Below are 23,508 nucleotides of genomic sequence, written 5' to 3'. Positions count from 1 at the left end.
CCTTGGATTTTAATCTTGGAGAAACACTATGGATAATAATTCTATTCCCCAGCGTTTAATTGAAGGCACTGTTGTTGGTCGAACTGATTGGACAGAAAAACTTTTCAGTTTAAAAATACAGGCTTCAATGATGCCCTTTAAAGCAGGGCAATTCACTAAGCTAGCACTCCCGACACCTGAAGGAGAGTGGCAGCGTAGAGCCTATTCAATGATCAATGCTCCTAATGAAAAAATACTAGAGTTTTTGTTAGTGACGGTACCAGAAGGGGACTTATCGCCTCGACTAGATATTTTACAACCGGGAGATAAGCTCTATGTTGGCGAAGATCCCGCGGGATTTATGACATTGGATGAGATCCCTGAAACCGCTCGTGATTTGTGGTTGTTATCTACTGGCACTGCCATTGGTCCTTTCCTATCGATACTTGCCGATCCGGCTTCTCAACAACAATTTGAGCGAGTGGTATTAGTACATGCAGTTCGTAAAGAAGAAGAGTTAGTATATCGCGAACGAATAGCGGAAATACAACAACGCTTTGGTGATCGCTTTCATTATATTCCAGTCGTTTCACGTGAAAAAGTATCCTATGCTCTGAGTGGTAGGATCCCTCAATTATTATCATCCGGTGCTTTATCTGAATTTGCAGGGGTTGAACTGGACCCTATTAATAGCTTCTTTTTACTCTGTGGCAATCCTGAAATGGTTCATGACAGCCGTGATACATTACAAGAAATGGGTTATAAAAAGCATTTACGCCGTGAAGTGGGACAGTTCACTTCTGAAAATTATTGGTAATAGGTAATCATTAATAAATAACCGTTTTATTGCTAATTGAGCTTGTAACAAAGCACTACGATTTTTTACAAGCTCTTCAATGCTAAATTGTGCTGATCATTATATGTAAAGGCGAATAATCTAAAGCCTTCCACATAATAAGCAATGAACTTTATTTCAAATTAAGTCGTTTAGCTAAACGATGGAGATTACCGGTATCCAGCTTAAGTTGCTTTGCTGTTGCTACCCAGTTGTTAGCATTTTCTTGGTATGCCTGTTTAATGATAGTCGCTTGAAAGTCATTGGTTGCTTCGCGTAATCCTTGATCATCTGTAGTGCAAAATAGTTTACTATTTTCAGTCGATGTTGTATTTGTTAATGATTGATCCTGTGTGAGCAGATGTTCTGCATTGAGTTGAAAGTGGCTTGCTTTTAATTGTAGGTATGAATCTGCAGCTTGTGATTTTGCAATCACCGCCGCACGATTGATGGCATGCTCTAACTCTCGCACATTACCCGGCCACGAATATTGTTGTAAAATATTGATAGCAGCGGGGTCAATGGTCAAACGTTTAAAACCTAATTTTGCACGGCATCGTTCAGCAAAGAACCCTGATAATAATACGACATCATTATCTCGCTCTCTCAGTGGGGGAACATGTACAGGGAATACATTCAATCGATGGTAAAGATCAGCACGAAAACGTCCTGCTTTCACTTCCTTATGCAATGTACGATTAGTTGCTGCGACAATTCGTGTATTTACTTTTAAACTCTTTTCGTCACCAACACGTTGTATATCGCCGTATTGTAAAGCACGAAGCAGTTTTGCTTGTAACGATAGCGGCAACTCCCCAACTTCGTCTAGAAAAAGTGTGCTGTTATTGGCAAGTTCAAATTTACCTTTACGATCACTTATTGCTCCAGTAAATGCCCCCTTCACATGTCCAAATAGTTCACTTTCTGCGACCGATTCTGGCAATGCTGCACAGTTTAAATAGATCAGGTTATTATCGCAACGTGTAGACTGTTGATGGATGGAAGAGGCTACTAGCTCTTTACCCACACCTGTTTCACCAGTGATCAAAACCGACAATTCAGTGTCAGCTACTGCTTTAATTTGTGATTTAAGATCTAAAATTCCCTGTGATTGACCAATCATGCCGCTTGCCTGTTGCGTAAATGCGTCAAGTGGGTCGCTATTACTGAATACGCCTGCTTGGTTTTCTAACTTCTCCATTAACAGTGAAGTATGCAAGCTTGCTGCGGCTAGAGCACTGATAATACGTAGGTCATCATTACTAAATTGATCAAATTGGTGAGGGTCGAAAGCATCGATTGTTAATGCACCAATTAAACTATCGTTAGCAAGTAATGGTAGCCCGATACAAGAATGAACATTTAACTCTCCATGATGATTCGGAATAAGCCCATCATAGGGGTCGGGTAATGTGCTGTCAGCAGGAAAGCGAACAACATCGCCTGCTCTAGCAATTGCTTCTAATCTTGGATGTTCTTGAATATTAAAGCGTCGTCCCAACACTTCATCATATAGACCATTAATCGCTAGTGGGGAAAATTGTTGGTGCTGAAAAGCTAATAATGCTGAAGCATTACAATTAAATAGCTTACGGATAACTGACAGCAGACGATCAAATCTATCCTGACTAGAAACGCTGACCGTTAGATCAATCGCTAATTGTGTTAATGCCTGGTATTTATTACTCATGTTAAACCTAATATAAAGTGATTCACTATTGTCATTATGACACTTTTATTGTTTAAATGACATTGTTTAAATAGTGTCATAATGACAATTTAAAGCTATAAATGTCATTAAATCAGTGATTTATGTTTTGGCATGTAATCTGCAATATAGGAGATAACTTTTTAAATCTTTTATAAATTATGCAGGTATAAATATGACTATTCACATTAAAAATAACATTCATTGGGTTGGACAACGTGATTGGGAAGTAGAAAACTTCCATGGTATGGAATTTAAATTAACAAAAGGTACCAGCTATAACAGTTATTTGATCCGTGAACAAAAAAATGTATTGATTGATACGGTTGATCATCGTTTTAGCTTACAGTTTGTGCAAAATTTAGAGATGGAAATTGATCTAAATGAGATTGATTTTATTGTTATTAATCATGCGGAAGAAGATCACTCAGGTGCATTACCCGCGCTAATGGCAAAAATTCCTAATACCCCTATTTACTGTACAGAAAATGCAATTGATTCAATTACAGGTCAGCATCATCATCCTGAATGGAATTTTAATATCGTAAAAACCGGTGACGCATTGGATATTGGTAACGGCAAACAATTGATATTTGTAGAAACGCCAATGTTGCACTGGCCAGATAGTATGATGACTTACCTGACCGATGATGCCGTGCTGTTTAGTAATGATGCATTTGGTCAACATTATTGTGATGAGCATTTGTTTAATGACGAAGTTGATCAAAATGAATTAAAAGAACAATGTTTACGTTATTACGCAAATATTTTAACGCCTTTTAGCTCGCTCGTGACTGCTAAGATTAAAGAGGTACTTAGCTTCAACCTACCTGTTGATATGATTGCAACTGCTCATGGTGTTATTTGGCGCGATGACCCTACGCAAATTATTCATCAATACCTAGAGTGGGCAGATAATTATCAAGAAGACCGCATCACTATTTTTTACGACTCTATGTCTAACAATACACGCATGATGGCTGACGCCATGGCACAGGGGATTCATGACGTTGACCCAGGTGTTGCGGTTAAGGTATTCAATGTTTCACGCCAAGATAAAAACGAAATATTATCTAATGTATTCCGTTCTAAGGGCGTATTAGTGGGATCACCAAGCATGAACAACGTGATGATGCCGCAAATCGCTGCGATGTTAGAAGAGATAACAGGATTACGTTTTAAAGATAAAAAAGCCGCAGCATTTGGTAGTTATGGTTGGAATGGCGGTGCCGTTGACCGTATTAATATACGTTTAATGGATGCAGGTTTTGAAACTGCTGACAGCTTAAAAACAAAATGGCGACCTGATGGTAAAGCAATGAACGAATGTCGTGAATATGGCCGCGGCATTGCAAAAAGCTGGGCATTACATGATATCAGTAATATTCAGTCTATCACTGCTAACCAACCTATGACTATCAAACCTATTATTGCAGAGCCTATTGTAAAGGCTAATGTACAGGGCGATCCTGCACCTCAAGTAGCACCTTCTACAGCTCAAGCAGCACCTTCTAAAACTGAAGCCTTTCAAGTTGATGATGCTCAAGATATGTTATGTACGGTTTGTAACTGGGTTTATGAACCTGCTATTGGTGAGCCAAATCAAGATGTTGCAGCTGGTACTGCTTGGAACGATGTGCCGGACTTCTTCCTTTGTCCTGAATGTGGATTAGGTAAAGATGTATTTGTTGCGGTTGCACAGAGCAAAGCATCATGAGTGCACCGATCATTATTATTGGTAGCGGCTTTGCCGCTTACCAATTAATCAAAATCATCAGACGCACGGATCAAACGATAGCAATTTCTGTTTTTACCCTTGATGCAGGCGATGATTACAACAAACCAGATTTAAGTCATGTATTTACTAACGGACAGAGTAGCGCAGACCTTATCCGACTAACTGGAGAAGCCTTTGCCACTGAATTTAATGTTGATTTACATGCATTTACTGAAGTGGAGCAGATCAATTGCGAACACCAAGAAATTTTAGTCGCAGGTGTTGCGTATCCTTATTCAAAATTAGTTTTAGCGACGGGAGCGCGGGCCTTTATTCCGACCATGTTAGGCGATGCAACTGACAAAGTGATCACGCTTAATAGTTTACGTGAGTTTGAAAGTGCACAACAACAGTTGCAGCAAGCTCAACGTGTTTTAGTTATTGGTGCAGGGTTGATTGGCACTGAGATTGCGATGGATCTATCGAGTAGCGGTAAAAAGGTGCTGGTGGTTGATCCTAGTAAAGGTTTGATGGCAAATATGCTACCAGACTTGGTCGCGAATCAACTTCGCAATAAAATGACTGACGCAGGTGTTGTGTTTGAATTGGGAAAAACCGTCCATTCATTGAATAACTGTTTATCAGACAAAAGCGCATTAAATACAAACAAAACAGGTATTTGTGTCACGCTTAGCTCAGGTGAAACACAGATTGTTGATTGTGTTATTTCTGCGGCAGGTTTAAAAGCAAATACAGGCTTAGCACGAAAATCAGGTATCAACGTCAACAATGGTTTAGTTGTTAATTTGCAGTTACAAACATCTGTCAACAATATTTATGCCTTGGGAGATTGTGCTGAGATAAATGGCAAGGTGATGTCGTACTTACAACCCATAATGTTAAGTGCGAATGCGTTAGCTAAAACATTATTGGGGCAAGCTACTGAGGTCACATTACCGGCGATGTTAGTTAAAGTAAAAACACCGAAAATGCCAATGCAGTTAGGTGGCAACATGGTAAACGGTGTCACTTCTTGGCAAGCGGATATCGATACCGAGGGGTGCTCAGTAAAGGCGTATAACGAAGACAAAAAAATGGTTGGATTTATCGTAACAGAAGGGCACATGAAAAAAGCTTTTCCATTACTAAGAGAATTACCTGCGGCACTTTGATCTTTATTCGATGGAAATCTAGGTTTAGGTTAGTTAGATCAAATCTGCCATATTATAAAATTAGGAGAATATTATGAGTCATTTACGAATTCCAACAAATTGGACAATTCAACGCTCCACCCCTTTTTTCACTGTTGATACTGTGCCAAAAGCATTATTAACTCATCATAATACGGCGGCAGATGTTTTCGGACAATTATGTGTCATGGAAGGCGTTGTCACTTATTTTGGTTTTGCAGATAGTGAAGCGACTGAGCCAGAAGTAACAGTGGTTATTAAAGCCGGGCAATTTGCTACGAGTCCTCCACAATATTGGCATAGAATAGAGTTAAGTAAAGATGCACAGTTCAATATTAATTTCTGGTCAGACCAAGATAAAACAGGACAAGCGCTATACAATAAAAAATAAAGAGCTATTTTTACTGATCGCTTATACCCGATATTTACTCATTACGTTGTTTGTTGATCGTGATGAATGATAGCGGGTATTTGCTTTTATGATCGTTAAACTAAACTAATAAATTTTATAATAAGCAGAGCAAATTTTATAACTTACTAGAATAAAAGAGCTTGAAATCATCAATCTTTGGATCAATAATGATATTCATTATCATTAAATTAGCCATTGGAAGGTTGCATGAAGTTACAACATAGTTTTTTATCGGTTTGCATTTTAACATTTATTGCTGGGTGCGATTCTAACGATAGCCCTGCTTCTGCGGAAGTTAATAAAGATACGACAGAACCTGAGATCACATTATCTACACTCGCCGCTAATCGCAGCATATATTCCTCCACTTATTCTATTAACGGTACCGTTACTGACAATCAAGAGGTAACTTCTTTACAGTTGAAAGTTAACGATCTAACCAAAAACGTAACTTTTAATGGAGGGGATTTTGATGTTTCTTTTGTTTTAACACCTGGATTAAACAATTATGAATTAATCGCCTTAGATGCTGCCGGTAATGGAGCATCTATGACTGATAGTATTTATTTTGGACAACAAGTTGCAGCTGGAGGTGCTCACTCTGGGGCCATTATAGATGGTCAGATTTGGACATGGGGTAGGAATAACCTTGGTCAAACCGGAGTAGGGTTTACTAGTAAATTAAATACAGATGAAAATCATCCAACCACGCCGCAAAAAATTGAAGTCTTAGATAACGAAGAACTAGTTACTTTTACTTCTTTAGCATTTAACCAAAATACATCCATCGCATTGGATAATGAAGGTGATGTATGGGCTTGGGGAGATGGTGATGGCGGTCAATTAGGGTTAGGAGATCAAGATAGTGTAGTTTTAGATGTTGATTATTATACACCTCAAAAAATTAACGCCCTTAAAGACATTGTTTCAATCACTCGTGGTTATGACCATACCGTTGCATTAGATAAAAATGGCCAAGTTTTTACATTTGGTGAGAATGATAAAGGCCAATTAGGCAATAGCTCTAACGAAGACGCTGACTATCCTCAACTTGTTACGTTAACTAATATTGTTCTAATCACTGCCGCTTCAGATTCCACTTACGCTATCGATTCAGATGGTATTCTTTGGGGATGGGGGGAAAATGATAATGGTCAATTAGGCCAAGGTAGTGATGATACAAACGATTATAATACGCCAGTACAAATTCCTTTACTCGAAAAAGTTATTTCTGTTGCAGCAGGTAAAGCACATGTTCTTGCGCTAGGTGAAAGTGGAAAAGTCTACGGTTGGGGATTAAATGCGAGTAATCAAATAGGCAACACAGTTGAAGATACATGGCCTGATGAAATCTACGAAGCAGTTGAATTACCTTGGATAACACAAGCTAAGGCGGTTTGGGCAAATGGCAATCAAAGTTTCGTAGAAAAAAGCGATCAATTAATTTATCCATGGGGTTTTAATGGAACAGGGACATTAGGCCTTGAATTAGATCAAGACCCGATCTCTCCAACTGTCGCAATAGCCGATCTTAATAATGTGCAGGATATTGCACCTGGCGCATTACATACCATCGCCCTACGTAAAGATCGCTCTATATTTAGTTGGGGATGGAGCTTCGAAGGATCGTTAGGAATTAAAGAACCAATCAACATCTGGGGATACACTGTTCCACAAAAAGTAGAGTTTAATCAGTAATGAAAAGTAAATTATATTTATTACTTAATATCTTATTGGTGGGCTGTGGTGGTTCGGATGGGGCTTCTGACTCTGTCGTTGATAACACCTTAGTACTTGGAGCTACTGGGGGAGTTGCAACGGTAGAATATCAAGAAAATAATGGTTTTTTACAGTTCATTCCTGACCTTGATATTCAAGAATATAATGGGGCTTCCCAAGGCCGAGAGTTATTTATCGCTACTTGGGGCCCTGCTCCTGGGGCGCGAGATCTACTTGATGGTTATGGTCCGCTTGCAATCACTGACTCATGTGCAAATTGCCATGAATCTTCAAGTAGAGCGGAATCATTAAAAAGTGATGGTTCCACTGGCAATGGAATATTGTTCAGATTACGGGATATAGAGGGCAATGTAGATTCTATGTTGGGTGCACAACTGCAAACTTATTCCGCAGATGGAGTGCCCGAAGGAAGTGTAAGCTGGTCCGAAGGAAGTTCAAATGAGATCCTTTTCCATTTAAACGATAATGTAAATGCGCTTGATGAAGGCATAGTTTTAGCACCTAGACTATCGCCTCAATTGATTGGAATGGGATTATTAGATCTAGTGCCTGAATCGGTTATTCTTGAGTATCAAGATATTAATGATACTGATATGAATGGCATATCTGGTAGAGCAAACCAACAACAGCAATGTATTGGTCGTTTCGGCTGGAAAGCTATCCATTGTTCATTGGATGGGCAAATAGTAGGTGCACTTCAACAGGATATGGGATTAACTTCAACGTTGAACCCAGCAGAACCTTGCTCTGATAATCAAGGAATATGTAATATTTATCCATCGGGAGGTGACCCTGAAGTATCTGATAAGTCGGTACAGGATATTAATGATTTTTTAACTATACTCGCGGTGCCAGAAAGGCGAATTAATAATCATGAAACATTCCTTGCGGGAAGAGCACTTTTTAATTCTACTGGTTGTAATGCATGCCACCGAGAAACGTTAAGTACTGGTGAAGTGGAAAGGTTCCCTATTCTCAGTAATCAAACATTTTACCCTTACACTGACTTATTGCTTCACAATATGGGCCCTGAGCTTAGTGATGGTGCAAAAGAGTCCGGTGCAGAAGCTGATGAATGGCGTACACCACCATTATGGGGATTAGGTTTAATTGAAGGTGATGAGAAAAGTCGATTCTTGCATGATGGCCGAGCCCTCACCATTGAGCAAGCAATCTTGTGGCATGGTGGTGAATCAGAGAGTGCTAAAGAAACTTATTCTCAACTGACGAATGATGAAAAAGATGCATTATTAGCTTTTTTAAGGGCTATTTAATTTAAATTCACTGCGCTGATTTGTTTTGTTTGTCGCGAGTTGAAGCCCTTAAACTGAAATTGCTCCGTTAAAACTGTTTAAGTTAAAACTACTGAAGTTAAAGCTGCTATAAATTGAGAGTCTAACCTGCTAACAGAGAGCAGGTTAGGCTCTGCTTTTCGCAGCTGCTGTACCTACATCAATGAAACCGTTATATTTTCACAATCTAAGGTGAGTTTATCTGTGGCGGATTCAACATTGAAGTGTTATCAATAATCGGCTTTAATTAATTTGGATTAGGCATTATCTAATCGATGAGTTAATTAGTTTAGGCAATATTTTCTGTCCCAGCTCAACAGTACTAAACGTTTGCTTATTTAGGGCCGAAGCCTCCGTTTTTTAAATGACCTAAAAGCCCATTATTTTGCATTTTTATTAACCTCATGATAAATCTATCTATACCCTTCATTTTTTGACTTCATTAAATATTGTGACTTTCCAAGGCTGCAATTGATGACTGTTGTATTCGATTATTTAATTTAAGGTGTTAAAACTAATGTCGCTGAATATACAAAAGCTTATTACTGAATTCCCTTTACTTGAGCAATTGATTGCATTGCAAGAAATAAGTTGGTTCAACCCTAATATAACTAGTTTAGAAGAAGGTCTGCCTTATGTTGGGCTCAATCATAATGATATTAAAGCAGCCAGTGATAGGTTAACAAGATTTGCACCTTATTTAGCACAGGTCTTTCCTGAGACGGCTGCAAGCAATGGCATTATTGAATCTGAGGTGGTCAGCATTAGCAAGATGCAAGCACAGTTAGAACGTGAATACACGACACTAATTGTAGGAAAAATGATGCTGAAAAAAGATAGTCACTTACCTATTTCAGGTTCAATTAAAGCGCGAGGTGGAATATACGAAGTATTAACACATGCAGAAAAGTTAGCGATAGCTGCTGGTTTATTAAAAGAGTCTGATGATTATCGTAAACTCGATAGTGATCAATTTAGAGCGTTTTTTAAAGGTTACCGTATCGCCGTAGGTTCAACAGGTAATTTAGGGATGTCTATTGGCATTATGAGCGCTAAATTAGGTTTCTCCGTCTCTGTTCATATGTCTGCAGATGCAAGGCAATGGAAAAAGGACAAACTGCGTGAACATGGTGTGAATGTTGTTGAATATGAACAAGATTATGGTGTTGCCGTGGAGCAAGGTCGTCAACAGGCAGAGAGTGATAGTAATTGTTTTTTTATTGATGATGAGAATTCACAAACACTTTTTCTTGGTTATGCTGTTGCAGGTCAACGATTAAAAAAACAGTTCCATGAAATGGGAGTTCGCGTGGATCAAGCTCATCCTTTGTTTGTCTATTTACCCTGTGGTGTAGGTGGCGGTCCCGGTGGTGTTGCGTTTGGTTTGAAAATGGCTTTTGGTGATAATGTACATTGTATCTTTGCCGAGCCAACACATTCACCATGTATGTTATTAGGTGTTTATACTGAATTACATGACGGTATTTCAGTTCAAGATCTGGGTATTGATAATATCACTGCTGCTGATGGATTAGCGGTTGGTCGAGCATCGGGGTTTGTTGGTAGAGCGATGCAACGTCTGTTGGATGGTTATTATACTATCTCAGATCAACGCATGTATCATCATCTAGCTGAGCTCAGTGAATTAGAAAACATTCAACTTGAGCCTTCTGCACTCGCTGGCATCGTAGGCCCGATCATAGTGAATAAAAATATAGAGTATAAAAATCGTTTACAGTTAGATGCCATTAAAATGCAAAATGCTACTCATTTAGTATGGGCAACGGGTGGCGGCATGGTACCCAAAAAAGAGATGGATGATTATCTTGCTCAGTCGTTAACACCTACTTAACCGCCATTATTTATAGCCCGTTAATATCGATATTAGTGAAGATATTGGGGTGAAAAACCTGTTAATACTCAGTCATTACTTAGAGGGTTTATGTTGAGACTGATGATTTTAAAAATAAAGATAATCATGGTGGCATTAATCGATAAAATGCCTAGCTCATTATTTATAGAGAATTAGCGGTTAATCATGAACTAAGTAGTAAGCAATAAAAGTAACCTCTACTTCTGAAAGTTAATATTTTTAATTTAAATTACTTCACTTTAAAGCACTATATTGTAAATTATTTAAATTAAATCAGATAGTTACCTTAAAGCTCGTGGAGAGTGCTTTCTATGGTAAAGTAGCCGGCCAGGGGACTAGCGATAAAGCCTAAAATTACTCCAATAAAGAGATTTGACCATGGTCTATTATGGTGGGCTAGCTAGTCAAATATAACTTAAATATGGAGCATGTCCTTCTATTTGTTAATACAAATAGGTAAGACACAGTTTATGAAATTCAAATCAAACAAGTACAGTATTGAATCAACAGATTATCAGGTCGGTCAGGATAATTTTAATAAATGGGGCTTCGATGTCCACAACACAGTTTTCACTGCTTCAGTAGCGTTATCCATCCTTTTCATCGTCACTCTGCTAATGTTAGAGCCTGCCGATGCAAAAGCAGCCATTGACTCAATTAAGGGCTCTGTCCTGTCTAATTTTGACTTCCTATTTATGTGGGGAGCCAATATCTTATTAATCTTTGCCGTTATATTAGCATTTTCCCCCTTGGGTAAAATTCGCTTAGGTGGAGATAAAGCGACCACTGATTATTCAACAATGTCATGGATTTCAATGCTATTTGCAGCGGGCATGGGGATTGGATTAATTTTCTGGGGCGTGGCAGAGCCAACTGCTTTCTTTACCAATTGGTACGGAACTCCATTAAATGCAGAACCTTTTACGGCAGAAGGCCGTGAACTAGCATTAGGTGCAACGGTTTTTCATTGGGGACTGCATGCTTGGGCTATCTATGGAATGACAGCACTTTGTTTAGCTTATTTTGTGTATAACAAAGGCCTGCCACTATCCATGCGCTCCGTATTTTATCCGATTTTAGGTGATAGAGTTTGGGGAATAACCGGTGATATTATTGATGTATTAACCGTTTTAGTGACCTTATTTGGCCTAGCAACTTCTCTTGGATTAGGCGGTGCACAGGCGGCTAGTGGTATTAGTCATGTTTTTGGTTTTGAAAATAGCCTTTATCTAAAGCAGTTCATTATTCTATTAATTATGGGTTTAGCTATTCTATCGGTCACGCGAGGAATGGATGGAGGAGTTAAACTGTTAAGTAACCTTAATATGGTCATTGCCTTTATATTCTTGGGGCTAATCGCTGCTTTGAACTTCACAACGGTACTTGATTCTTTGGCTACCGCAGTGATCGGTTATGTAAAAAATATTATCCCGTTAAGTCAGTCTTCGGGACGTGACGATACAACATGGTTGCATGGGTGGACAGTCTTTTATTGGGCGTGGTGGGTTGCTTATGCACCTTTCTTTGGCATGTTTGTAGCGCGTATATCTAAAGGGCGTACGGTGCGTGAGTTTCTTATTTGCGTGATGGTTATTCCTACGTTAGTCACCACTGCCTGGATGTCAGTTTTTGGTGGTGTAGCTATTGAACAGATCATTGATAAAGTTGGATTGTTAGGTGCTGAGCAAGGTATTACAGATGTGTCTTTAAGCCTTTTTTACATGCTAGATGCTTACCCTCTCGGTGATGTTTTATCTGTTATCGCAGTTGTATTAATTGTTGTTTTCTTTGTAACTACATTAGATTCAGGCTCCATTGTTATCGATAGCATGACAGCGGGAGGCAAACTAGAAGTGCCAATGAAACAAAAAATAGTGTGGGCTGTTATCTCGGGTGTTATCGCAATGGTAATGCTGTGGATTGGCGGTACTCAGTCTATTCAAGCGCTGCAATCGATCACTATTATCGCAGCACTGCCTTTCACTCTTATTCTTCTGCTTGGTTGCGTTAGTTTGCTGAAAGGGTTATTAACTGAAGTAGACAAACCAAAGGTAATAGATGAACGAATCAAACAAAGCTAGTATCTAACCAGTATTAAGGCTTTATAAAAAGCTCCCTTGTGCCTAGTGCAAGGGAGCTTTTTTCTATCAAAAATATGAGTATTTAATGTTGTGAACATTTCTTATTTTTTTGTTGTAAGTATTTTTATATAGTTAGTCTCTATTTACCTATCGCGAGAAGTTGCAGGGAGCATGTTATGAATCAAAAACTTGAACAAGTCATTGGTCTAATTGATGACGTTAATAATGAAGATCCAAATAAAGAGTTAGTAGGCGATAAGGAATGGCCAAAGGAACGTTTATATTCTGAGCGTATGGCTGAAATGTTGAATCGTTTTAAACCTGATGCCAACGAGTTATTGAAAATAGCTGTACGTGGCCAACATATTCAACGCTGGAAATCATTGCGTAGTGATTATCCGGTTGGAAAGCAAGGATATCATCAGTGGCGATCTGAGCTTTATACCTTTCATGCAAATGGTGTTGCTACCTTGATGCAGCAAGTTGGGTATGAACCAGATGATATTGAACAAGTTAAAAATGCCGTCGGTAAAAAAGCCATTAAACGAAACCCTGATAGTCAATTGGTCGAAGATGTTGCTGGTTTAGTGTTCATTGAATATTACATGTTAGCTTTTGCCCTAAAGCATCCTGAATATACTGAAGAAAAATGGATTGGTATTATTCTTAAAACATGGCGAAAAATGTCAGATGATGCACATCAATTCGTTTTAGCTGGAAATATTAAATTACCTGAGTCTTTACAAAATTTAATTGTTAAAGCTATTAGTTGATTTCAGCTTACTTCGTTTTATTTCAGGAGATTCGACATCTTGGTTTTGAATTCAAGTATTGAGGTGTCTTATTTTTTATTATTGTGCTTGTCTGTGATTTTATTTTCCCCTTTGAATAGCTTATAAGAAGGTTGTGCCGGAGTAGTATTACCCACCGCTTTGTCTTTTTATTTGAGAGCTTAAAAGTAAAGAAAAACTCTTTTACTTTACATTTTGATTCTAAAATTAGTTGCTTGAAATAGTTAATTTTTTCTTTTGTTAAATCTTACTGGATAAGCTTGAAGTTATTATTTAAGTTGTTATATTGAGCTTATGAAAACATCAATATTTTATACTATCAATTTCTTAAGGAGCTTCGTCCTTAAATTCCCCTCTTAAGCGGGCATATGTCTATGCCCATCTGTATTTGCAGATAATCTTCCCAATAAAATTAAACTTAAAAACAAACTTATGAGATCAATTAAACCTCTCCAAAAATAGGTTTATTGTGACTTTTTTATATACATTTTGTCTAATCGTATGTGATTAATATTTATCAAAATAGATCAGGAGGCTATGTGAGTTGAATCTGAGTAAATTTTAGTTTTGTTACAAAAATACGTAATTAATCTGTTATTTATTATTTAGGTGATGATATGTCAAAGAGTGAAATGAAAAAGCCCGTTTTATCATTGAAAGAAAAACGGAAACTTAAGAAAGAAGATAATAGCAATAAAATTGTAAAACCTAGAAAAAGAAAAGGTTAAATAATGATGGGGCCATATATTGGCCTCATTTTAAAAATTACCGATTGAAAATCAAACACAACAATAGTCAAAATAGTTATAAAAATTGTATATGAGGTGCTGTGTCGTCGTAGTGAAAATAACAAAATATATTTTATCTTATTGAAATATATTTGTTATTTCTATTTTAACCCCACCCAATCTACATTAACGAACGTTAAATTAATCTTTAACGTCTCTACGAATAAATGTTCTGACTTGTGTTAGATCTTTAAATAATTGTTGTATTAATAATACTGAGAATAAAAATGAATCAAAAACCAGAGATTACTATTTCGTCCTTAGATTTAGATCGATTATATAACGTCATTGATCTGTTACCTAAAAACAGTGTGGCAGGAGTGAGTGGACTTGAAGAGGAACTCGCTCGTGCCAATATTGTCGATCCTGAACAGATTCTTCCGGATCTAGTTACCATGAATTCTACCGTCAAATTTTCTGTTGACTCATCGCTAAAAGAGTTTGTGCTTACCCTTGTTTATCCCAAAGATATTGATTCAAAAGGTGAGAAAATATCAATATTAGCTCCCGTCGGAAGCGCTCTTCTTGGGCTTTCTATAGGGGACAGAATTGAATGGCCAAAACCAGGTGGGGGAACAATCAAAGTAATGATTAAAGAAATACTGTATCAACCAGAGAGAGATGGCGAACTTCATCGATAAGTCACATTAAAAAGTTCGGTGATCACTATGCCACCGAATAATTTATAGCTGCGCTTATATCATGGCTCTTTATATCTGGGCAACACAAGGGTAGTAGTCCCAAAGGGCTATCAAAGCATAACCAAATAAAAGCTAAGCAAAGCCAAATAAAGACTAAATAAAATGAATGCTTATTTTCAAATATTTTTTTAAAATATGGTATTTCATTTTTGAGTTCAAAATATTACAAGATCGCATGTTGACGATTAAATTGAAGAGCAATCTCTGATAGCACTAATATTTCATTTTAACTTTAAAGGAAGCATTTTATTATGTGGATAATATATGCATTACTCGCTACTGTTTTTTTTGGTATGCGAGGGGTATTGTACCAATGGACATCACAGAAAAAGATGAACCGAAATTTATTCTTATTTGGCGTCTTTTTTGTAGGATTTTTAGTAAGTCTTTCTGGTGTCGCCTTGCTAGACCAAGAATGGTATGGATGGGCGGATATTGCCGTTGGTTTAGCATTAGGCTTTGGTTCTTTTGCCGCTAATGCTTTTTTACATAAAGGCTTTTCTGTTGGAAAGGCTTCCCTAATTAGTATTTTGTCTGGGTTAACTCCCTTATTTGTACTGATTTTTGCTTTTTTATTATGGCAAGAGACCTTGACCACACTGCAATTGATTGGCTTTTTTATCATTTTTGGTGGTCTTTATATTATCCGCTACTCCAATGAAATTTCCATAACCAATTTACAAGGTGCGCAATGGGGATTACTTGCAGCATTATTCTTTTCATTTAATGACTTATTAGGTAAGCAGTCCACTCTTCTTGAGGCTGATACGTTCGCCACATTAACCTCAATGTTTGGTTTTGGTAGTTTTCTTTTTGCGATGAGTTGGTTAGCCAATCGTAAAAAAATAGTGGAGGATGAAAATGACACTCGTCCTAGTTGGTCTGGATTAAAAACATTTTCCTGCGGCTTATTTATTGGATTGACTAATGTCGCTGGCATGGTTGCAATAATATCCGCTTTTGCAATTGGCAACACAGGATTAGTATCAGCTATTTCTGGAATGAATATCTTAATCATCCTGTTGTACTCTCGCATTATTTTAAAAGAATCTTTTACTCGTCAAGAGTTTTTAGGATTAGCTACCGCTTTCATAGGGGTTATAGTACTGAGATTGAGCTATTAATAATTCCTGTTTTGAAGTGATTAAAAAGTAATCATTAAATTAATGCGCGTAAAATTGTCGTGTATTTTTTATATATAGTTTGTGTGTGATTTATGACATTTTTTAATTTTTTGGGTAAATAAACTTTATAAAAAACTTTTTTTCTTAAAGTGTAGAAATTCTACAGTTGGTTAGTTGGTTAGTTGGTTAGGTGGTTAGGTGGTTAGGTGATAAGGGTTATATGGGATATTTATATTTTGATGAGTCAATTCGAGATAATGGATGTTCAGATTAACTTAGCTTTTACTTTTTGCTTGTAAGCGTTTTATGTTACAAATTGTAAATCCATCTCTTCTCTTTATCTTTAAATTGTACATTCAGCACCTCTTTTAATATTTTTTTATCATTAATATTACTATTTGTGATTGTTATTTGGCTTTAAGTGTTTAATATGCAAATCAAATATTAATTTTATACCCAATAATAGGCATTTTTATGTCGGGTATTTACGAAGAAAATTAATATTTAACATATTTTTTACTTTTCAAATTGCAGGGAATCTTAATGAAAAAAACATTACTCGCTCTAAGTATTGCTGGTTTATTAACAGCATGCGGTGGTTCAGATGGTACTAATACAAGTACTGGTTCAGATAACACTGATTCAAGTAGCTTCAAAGTTATTGATGGTTATTTAAGTGGTGCAGAAGTTTGTGTAATAGCCGAAGGTGCTGATATTTGTACTAAAATTGGCGAAACTGATGAAAATGGCAGTATCGACATTCCAGCGGGAACTACAGGGCAATTAGTTGCAACAATCATTGCTGGTAAAACATTAGACGCAGACAGTGTCGGTTTTGTTGATACGACATATCAAATGCTGGCCGATATTAAGGTTAGTACTCATAACGTTATCACTCCTTACACAACATTAGATGCACTTGATCCTGATAAATCAATAGCAGATATTGCTGCAGAGCTGGGGTTAAATGTCGATGTTATTAATGGAGATTATGTTGCATCAACCAGTGAAGAAAAAGAAACAGTACATGCAATTGCAAGAGTCCTAGCGTCAAAATTAAATGAAAGTAAAGACGAGAATGAACCTGCAACATTATTAACACATGCAAGTGATGTAAAAGCGTATATTGATGATAATGAAATTACGGACTTATCTAATGCTCATTTTAGTATCGATAGTAATAACGTCGTTACACATAGTATCAGTAATCCTATATTAAATACTTTCATTGCAAACAACCTATATGTTGAAGATGATCCTGACTCAAACCTATTCCATTTATATAATTTAAATGAAATTAGAAATGAATCAGAGAATTTTGGAGTAGGCTTTACTTCAGGTACAAATATTTCAATATATAATATTGATTCTCATGAGAAAATCGACGCTGAATTTACTACAGAAGGTAATATAATTAACCTTTCGATTGACGATGAAATTGTTTCAGATGAGTTTATTTACGTAGGTGATAGCTTAGCTTTAGTCGTCACCAGTTCAGATAGTGATTTAATTACTTATGTAGATTCAGATGTGGATGATAGAGACATAGTTTGGTCTAAAGATTATTTTATCGAGAATACATTCTATTATATCTTCGATGATTCTGATTCGGACACGCCTAAACCTGCCATTATAGATATAACTTTTGCAGAGGATGGTACTGCGATAATGCATGATCAAGGTCCAGAAGAGAATATCACTTGGGAGGTTGATGGTTTGTATTTAACACTTTATTTTGATGCTAATGATCCGGATGATTCAATAACAATCTTAAAGTATGTAGCTGAAGGTGATATAACTTTATTTGCAGAAAAGGCTGAACCTGGATATAAACCTTCTTCTTATGGTTTGATGTCTACGAATCAAACATTAGCAAAACAAATCTTTAATCGTTGGAATACATTGGCTAATTAATTAGTGTTAAACTCCCCACGCTGGGTGCGCGGGGAGCTTATTTATATGAACTACTTTTTAAAAGGTACTCTTAACTAAGCTAGGTCTGTGATTCTCTATAACTGCATTTTAAATATAATCAAAAACTTCCAGAACCGTTTCTAACTCCCATTGGTATAAGCTCATTCTTAGATGCATCTATTAGGGGACTGTCATTAGAGAACTGTCAAGTTAATAACTGCCTCAGCCATTATACGATAATCTTCAAATGAACAATCCTAATATCTATGTAGGTTATCGTTACCCTGCCCAAATCATCAGCCATGCCGTCTGGCTTTATCATCGATTTACACTTTGCTTTCGTGATATTGAAGAGTTGCTAGCAGCGAGGTATCGTTGTTGGTTATGAAACGATCCGGCAATGGTGTAAAAAATATCGCAATGTCTACTGTAATCAGATCAAAAAGAACCGTGGCTAACTCGTTGATACTTGATACTTGATACTTGGTACTTGGTATCTGGATGTGGTATTTATCAAAATAAATTGCGTATTCCATTATCTTTAGCGAACAGTTGAGCAAGATGATAATGAGATGAATATCTTAACCCAAAAGCGTAAAGATAAAAGCGTTGCAATGCATTTTTTCAAACGCTATTGAAAGGTGAAGGGGTAATACCACTCAAGTTTGTGACAGATAAACTAGCAAGTTCTCTGTGGCAAAAAAAGAGTTAGTACTAAGTGGGGAATGGCTGCAGTATAAGACATTCGGGATATTTCTCTTCCATATCAGTTAATAGTATTTTAACTGATTAATTGTTTGCTATAACACAGTAAAGAATGGGTTCAGCTGGTTTTAGGTCTTGTGTATTGATACTTTGTGTAACAGATAATTGATTGTTATAACTCGCTAATAGGATGTTTGGGAGTTAGCTTCCTAGCTGGCAGAGGGACATAAAGCCTAGAGCAGATCCTGATTACTAAATAATGCAAAATTAAGGACTTGTTCACGTTAGATAAAAATATATGAACCAGATGAAAATGAATATTCTTCAAAATCAACCATACGCTACTCTTCGTCCGCTTCGATATAAATAAGACTGAAAAATCAAAGCGGTAGGGTGGTCAGGATGAGGACTGCCAAAATTACGTTGATAGAGATATTCACGCTCTAAGACTTCAAATTCAGTTTGTTTTTTTTATTATGATAGAGGGGGATTAAGCCCATCTCTAGGAATTCGCATTCCAATCTAGACTCATGAGGCTACGTTTTGCGAGTTTAGAGAATGGAAGCGAGGAAACAAGTTTTATATGTTTGAGCCTACAATTAAGTACCCGATAATAGATAAGCCAGCAAACAGTAATGTGAATGGAAGTTGTGTTCGAAAATGCAGTACTGGTTCACAACCCGCCGCCGAGGACGCAACAATAACTGAGTCTGAAATAGGCGAATTTTGATCACCAAATACAGCCCCAGAAATAATTGCTCCAATCATTATTGGGATAGGTATTCCCATATTAATTGCCATTGAAACTCCAATAGGTATTAAAATACTGACGGTGGCACCAGAACTACCCGTTGAAAAGGAAATCAACATGCCGATAATAAATACCATAGTCGGCACTATCCATGGAGGAAACTGTCCCGAAACCAATCCTGCTAGATAGCTACCACTACCAAGCTGACCAATAATATTACTGAGCGTAAAAGCGAGTAACAGAATAAGTACAGCGGGTAGAATCTGTTTAAAGCCTTCTAACACCCAGTTCATATACTGGGAAAAGGCGATGTCAAAGAATCGATAAGCTAAAGCAGATCCAAGTAAAGAAATATAGCCACTCCAATAGATAGCATTACCGACATCGCCTTTTAATAGGTTCCCATTGCCGGTGACTAACGTGATCGTAATAATGGACCCCAACAGAAGGATCAAAGGCAACATTAATATAACAATGGGAGCGCTGACAATAGGTGTTTGGATTCGTTGGTTTTCAAGTGCTGGCTCTTGTTCAATAGAGCTGCGCGTTGATTTAAAGTCGTGATTCCAGAGTGCAAGAAGTGGCACCGATGCTAATACTAAAAGGGTGTAAAACTGATAGCCGATAGCACCAAAAATATAATCCATCGGCTTGCCCGTTAATACCCCGCTTTCAACTTGATGAGCTAACAGGCTAGAAAGAAATACACCTGCGCCGCTGATAGGTAATAGCCAAGCAAGTGGTGCACCGGTACTATTGGCAACATAGGCCAATTTTGCTTTTGAGATATTATGCTGAGCAAAAAGAGGGCGACCGACTAATCCAACCATCATCATCGAGCCAATGCCTTCTAAGCACATTAGAGAGCCCATCAAGAAGGTAATAAGCTGGGCACCGCGATTTGATTTGACTAAATTACGTTGAACTGTCAGATGATATATCATCTTATGAACAGCACCTGATTGTTGTAATACATTGATTACAGCACCAATCATAGTAATAAATATCAGACTTTTTACTGCACTAGTCGAGCTGAATGTGTCTGCGATAACATCAAAACTTTGAGTTACTCCTCCTAAAAATGAGTCGTTAAGTAAAATCGACCCTGCTAATATCCCTGCAAATATTGACAAATAGGCTTGTCGAGTAGTAATTGCTAAAGTAATCGCTAAAAGGGGAGGAAGTAAGGTTAGCCAAGTATCCATTGCCGTGTTCTCACATTAAGTAATTATGACTAGCATTATGGCCGGCATTAAAACTGCTAGCCACTGGGCTTTGGGAACATACATTGTTAATTATCAAATATAAACTCAGGATCAGCTATCGCTTGCTCAGGTGTACGTGAAACTTGATAATCAGGGTAGAGCTGACTTATTCGTAATGTCTCATCGGTAAAAGAAGCAAGTTTACCAATAACATAGATTACATAATTAATCCCCCAACGTTCGCGATCGGTTTCCGCACCTTTCTTAGCGGTAATTTCATCACCTGCTGTATTTCTAGCCTCAGTGATAAACTCAGAAGAGAAATGTTCATACTCAAATTCATTATCCGGAAAATTTGCTTTCAACAGTTTAATCATCTTAGTTTGAGTGAGTACGTTGAGATCCATTTGCACACATTGATTAAGGGTGCGAACATCCGTTAATGCTAACGCCGCTATATAACCTATATCTTCGATATCATGGGTATAGATAGGTAACTCCATATCACCAAAAGTGGTTATTTTGCGGAAAAAACGCAGGTTTGGTAGGAAGTAATCAAAGATCCCGCCATTATAGAAAAATGTCCAACCAATGCCCGATTCCATGATCTTTTTATGCAATGCTTTTTTATAGTCGAAAAGGATACCGTCGCCCTCATCAAGGTTACGAGTGTGACAACCAAACTCGGTTGGTACAAAGCGTTTTACACCCGCTTTAAGTGCTGCTTCTAACCATAGAGCCTCGGCTTTGGTGATTATTTCTTTAGATCCTGGCACCGCGCTGATCAATGTTTCCACATCTTTTAACGCTACCGTCATCTGATCAAGATTAAGCATATCTGGTACTTCGATTAATTGTGCACCTTGTGCTTTATATGCAGAGAGTTTTTCGCTGTTTTTACTGGACAGAGAGCGGTGAAGAAGAATAACGTTATGCCCTAGCGCTAATAGGTTTTTTGTTAAAGGCGTACCTATTTGACCTGTGGCGCCAATAATCGCAACTGATTGTTTTGTGAAGGTATACATTGTTTTTCTCCTGCTGTTTATTTATCTGATAAGTATACTCAGGGAAGAAAAGGCCGCACGGTTAAGACGGGCATAAAAATGGTCAATATCGAACTAAGGTAATGACGACTTACTTAATTGTAAGTCATCATTACTGAGGTACATGGGAATATAAGCTTTTTTATTTGCGAGATCTACATATCAATCCCTTTAGTCAACCAACTAAATATTTGTGTTACAACCTCTGTATAATATATTAAAGAGTTCATTATTTTTGAAGTTCATATGTCAATCTAGAATCAATTATTGTTATTTTTAAAGGAAAAGAATGGGGTGAGGTCTTTCATTTTGCATTTTTTGATTATTTGAGCTAGTTGTGGATTATTCACTCTTAATTAATAGGGAGGCTTTTATGAGTCGTCCTTTACGTTTAGAATTTTCAGGTGCGCTTTATCATGTCACATAGCGTGGTAATGAAAGAAAGGCTATTTACCTAGAAGGGAGTGATGTTTAGATATTTCTCAATGTATTGCACATCGTTTATTCGCGTTATATATTCATTAGTAACTTACATTATTTCGGCTAATAAAAACCAATAACTATGAAATGCAAAATGAAAGACCTGACCTTCATTTTTTTTCATTAGAAGGTAACTTTGGTGTTGGTTAGCATAAAAAGATAATCAGTGACAGTCTTTTAAATTTTAGAGTAAGTTTAAAAATATATATGAACTCCAAATGATAAACATAAAAATAACTAATTTTTTATGTTTATCAGTAAATTTTTTTAAAAATATTTGCAGCGAATAGTTGAGTCTGTACTAAGAGTTTGAAACTGTTTAGACATTTTTTTGAAATTAATTAAACCTATCAACATTATTAAAAGCAATAAGGGGGCTGAAGGAGCGGGTACTCTTACAAGAACAACACCAGCATTTACAAAGCTATAGTTTGAAACGCTCATATCACCAAAATAAAAATATGGACCACCAGCTAAATCTGTAATTATCCCATCATCACCTCCAAATATCACAGAGTCTATGTCGTTACCTTCTCTCACACCGTAAACGCCTAATCCATCAATGAAAGCATAAGAACGATCAATGCTTTGACCTGGTCCAGTAGTCCTGCCTAATAAATCGTGTACTTTAAATAAAAAGTCGTAATTATGGAATGATGTTAATATTGCAGTTTCTCCATTCCATGGTATTGGTCCATTATCAAATGTGTCTATATAAAGCGTATCTAACATATCGATAGCTTCTTCATGAGTCGCAGTACGGAAGGCATTACCATACCCTAGTTTATCATATTTAGTGAGTGCTTCTTGTTGAGTCATGCCTCGAGTTAAAGACCAATCTAACCAATCTAGACCATTGATTGTTGTATATGTACCATTATTGATGATTGTTGCATTAGCTAGAGGTACAAAAAATAATAAAGTTAAGATAAAAATTTTTCTCATAATAGACTTCTCATTTGTTATTTATATATAAAAAAATAATTCAATAGCATTAAAAATACCATGTTCTAAAGCATTAATAATGCCATATTCTAACTTTTTGTTTTTAAATGGTTTATTTTTATTTTATATGTTGGTAATTTAAAAGTGTAAATATTGTCAACACTATTGTGGCATTAAATTTTTATTTCTACGGTAGAACTATTAATTTAATATTATCGAAGCAAAGAGTGTATT

At 37.0% G+C, this 23,508-nt stretch carries 16 protein-coding genes and 1 pseudogene; 13 read left to right on the top strand and 4 right to left on the bottom strand.

Features of this window, described 5'->3' with window-relative positions:
- The first annotated feature begins 28 nt into the window (after positions 1-28).
- Positions 29-796, top strand: a complete 768-nt coding sequence (locus MT390_RS13765; protein ID WP_499441695.1) for a ferredoxin--NADP reductase — start codon at positions 29-31, stop codon at positions 794-796.
- Positions 797-947: 151 nt separating this feature from the next.
- Here the strand turns inward: MT390_RS13765 and norR are convergent, their stop codons facing one another.
- Entirely contained in the window at positions 948-2,504 is a 1,557-nt protein-coding gene (norR, locus tag MT390_RS13760; protein ID WP_499441693.1) for a nitric oxide reductase transcriptional regulator NorR, read from the bottom strand.
- A gap of 193 nt (positions 2,505-2,697) precedes the next feature.
- Here norR and norV point away from each other — a divergent pair, with 193 nt between their 5' ends.
- From norV to MT390_RS13700, 12 genes and pseudogenes are all read left to right on the top strand, one after another.
- Positions 2,698-4,239, top strand: a complete 1,542-nt coding sequence (gene norV, locus MT390_RS13755) for an anaerobic nitric oxide reductase flavorubredoxin (protein ID WP_499441691.1) — start codon at positions 2,698-2,700, stop codon at positions 4,237-4,239.
- On the top strand, positions 4,236-5,411 hold the full coding sequence (gene norW, locus MT390_RS13750) for an NADH:flavorubredoxin reductase NorW (protein ID WP_499441689.1): 1,176 nt from the start codon (positions 4,236-4,238) through the stop codon (positions 5,409-5,411). Before norV ends, norW begins: the two co-directional genes overlap by 4 nt.
- 73 nt (positions 5,412-5,484) lie before the next feature.
- Positions 5,485-5,820 (top strand): TehB family protein, encoded by a 336-nt coding sequence (locus tag MT390_RS13745; protein WP_499441688.1) that lies wholly within the window; start codon positions 5,485-5,487, stop codon positions 5,818-5,820.
- Between the two features lie 228 nt (positions 5,821-6,048).
- Entirely contained in the window at positions 6,049-7,539 is a 1,491-nt protein-coding gene (locus MT390_RS13740) for an RCC1 domain-containing protein (protein ID WP_499441686.1), read from the top strand.
- Positions 7,539-8,855, top strand: coding sequence for a di-heme oxidoredictase family protein (locus MT390_RS13735; RefSeq protein ID WP_499441684.1), 1,317 nt, complete (start codon positions 7,539-7,541; stop codon positions 8,853-8,855). The genes MT390_RS13740 and MT390_RS13735 overlap by 1 nt, the downstream gene beginning before the upstream one ends.
- Positions 8,856-9,390: 535 nt before the next feature.
- Positions 9,391-10,725 (top strand): D-serine ammonia-lyase, encoded by a 1,335-nt coding sequence (gene dsdA, locus MT390_RS13730; RefSeq protein WP_499441683.1) that lies wholly within the window; start codon positions 9,391-9,393, stop codon positions 10,723-10,725.
- Between the two features lie 491 nt (positions 10,726-11,216).
- Entirely contained in the window at positions 11,217-12,827 is a 1,611-nt protein-coding gene (locus tag MT390_RS13725; protein ID WP_499441681.1) for a BCCT family transporter, read from the top strand.
- Between the two features lie 176 nt (positions 12,828-13,003).
- Positions 13,004-13,600 carry a DUF4202 domain-containing protein gene (locus MT390_RS13720; protein WP_499441680.1) on the top strand — a complete coding sequence of 199 codons (597 nt, stop codon included), beginning with the start codon at positions 13,004-13,006 and terminating at the stop codon, positions 13,598-13,600.
- Between the two features lie 1,033 nt (positions 13,601-14,633).
- Positions 14,634-15,047, top strand: coding sequence for a nucleoside diphosphate kinase regulator (gene rnk / locus MT390_RS13715; RefSeq protein ID WP_028867838.1), 414 nt, complete (start codon positions 14,634-14,636; stop codon positions 15,045-15,047).
- A gap of 311 nt (positions 15,048-15,358) precedes the next feature.
- Positions 15,359-16,231 (top strand): DMT family transporter, encoded by an 873-nt coding sequence (locus MT390_RS13710; RefSeq protein WP_499441678.1) that lies wholly within the window; start codon positions 15,359-15,361, stop codon positions 16,229-16,231.
- Positions 16,232-16,774: 543 nt separating this feature from the next.
- The gene (locus MT390_RS13705; RefSeq protein ID WP_499441677.1) at positions 16,775-18,145 is read left to right on the top strand and encodes a hypothetical protein; all 1,371 of its coding nucleotides are present in this window, start codon (positions 16,775-16,777) and stop codon (positions 18,143-18,145) included.
- A gap of 247 nt (positions 18,146-18,392) precedes the next feature.
- A pseudogene (locus MT390_RS13700) lies at positions 18,393-18,549 on the top strand (IS6 family transposase); the annotation flags it as partial.
- Positions 18,550-19,429: 880 nt separating this feature from the next.
- Here MT390_RS13700 and MT390_RS13695 read toward each other — a convergent pair.
- The 3 genes from MT390_RS13695 to MT390_RS13685 all read right to left on the bottom strand — a co-directional run bounded on the left by MT390_RS13695 (position 19,430) and on the right by MT390_RS13685 (position 23,274).
- Positions 19,430-20,806: a Na+/H+ antiporter NhaC family protein gene (locus MT390_RS13695; RefSeq protein WP_499441675.1), complete on the bottom strand. Its 1,377-nt coding sequence runs from the start codon at positions 20,804-20,806 to the stop codon at positions 19,430-19,432.
- 86 nt (positions 20,807-20,892) lie between these two features.
- On the bottom strand, positions 20,893-21,831 hold the full coding sequence (locus MT390_RS13690; protein ID WP_499441674.1) for an aromatic alcohol reductase: 939 nt from the start codon (positions 21,829-21,831) through the stop codon (positions 20,893-20,895).
- Positions 21,832-22,596: 765 nt separating this feature from the next.
- Positions 22,597-23,274, bottom strand: coding sequence for a hypothetical protein (locus MT390_RS13685; protein ID WP_499441672.1), 678 nt, complete (start codon positions 23,272-23,274; stop codon positions 22,597-22,599).
- Positions 23,275-23,508 lie beyond the last annotated feature (234 nt).

Source organism: Vibrio sp. 2-Bac 85 (assembly GCF_037546705.1).
In the GTDB taxonomy this organism is placed as follows: Bacteria; Pseudomonadota; Gammaproteobacteria; order Enterobacterales; family Psychromonadaceae; genus Psychromonas.
Note: the sequence above shows the minus strand (reverse complement) of the source record. Positions and strands in the feature narration are given on the sequence as shown.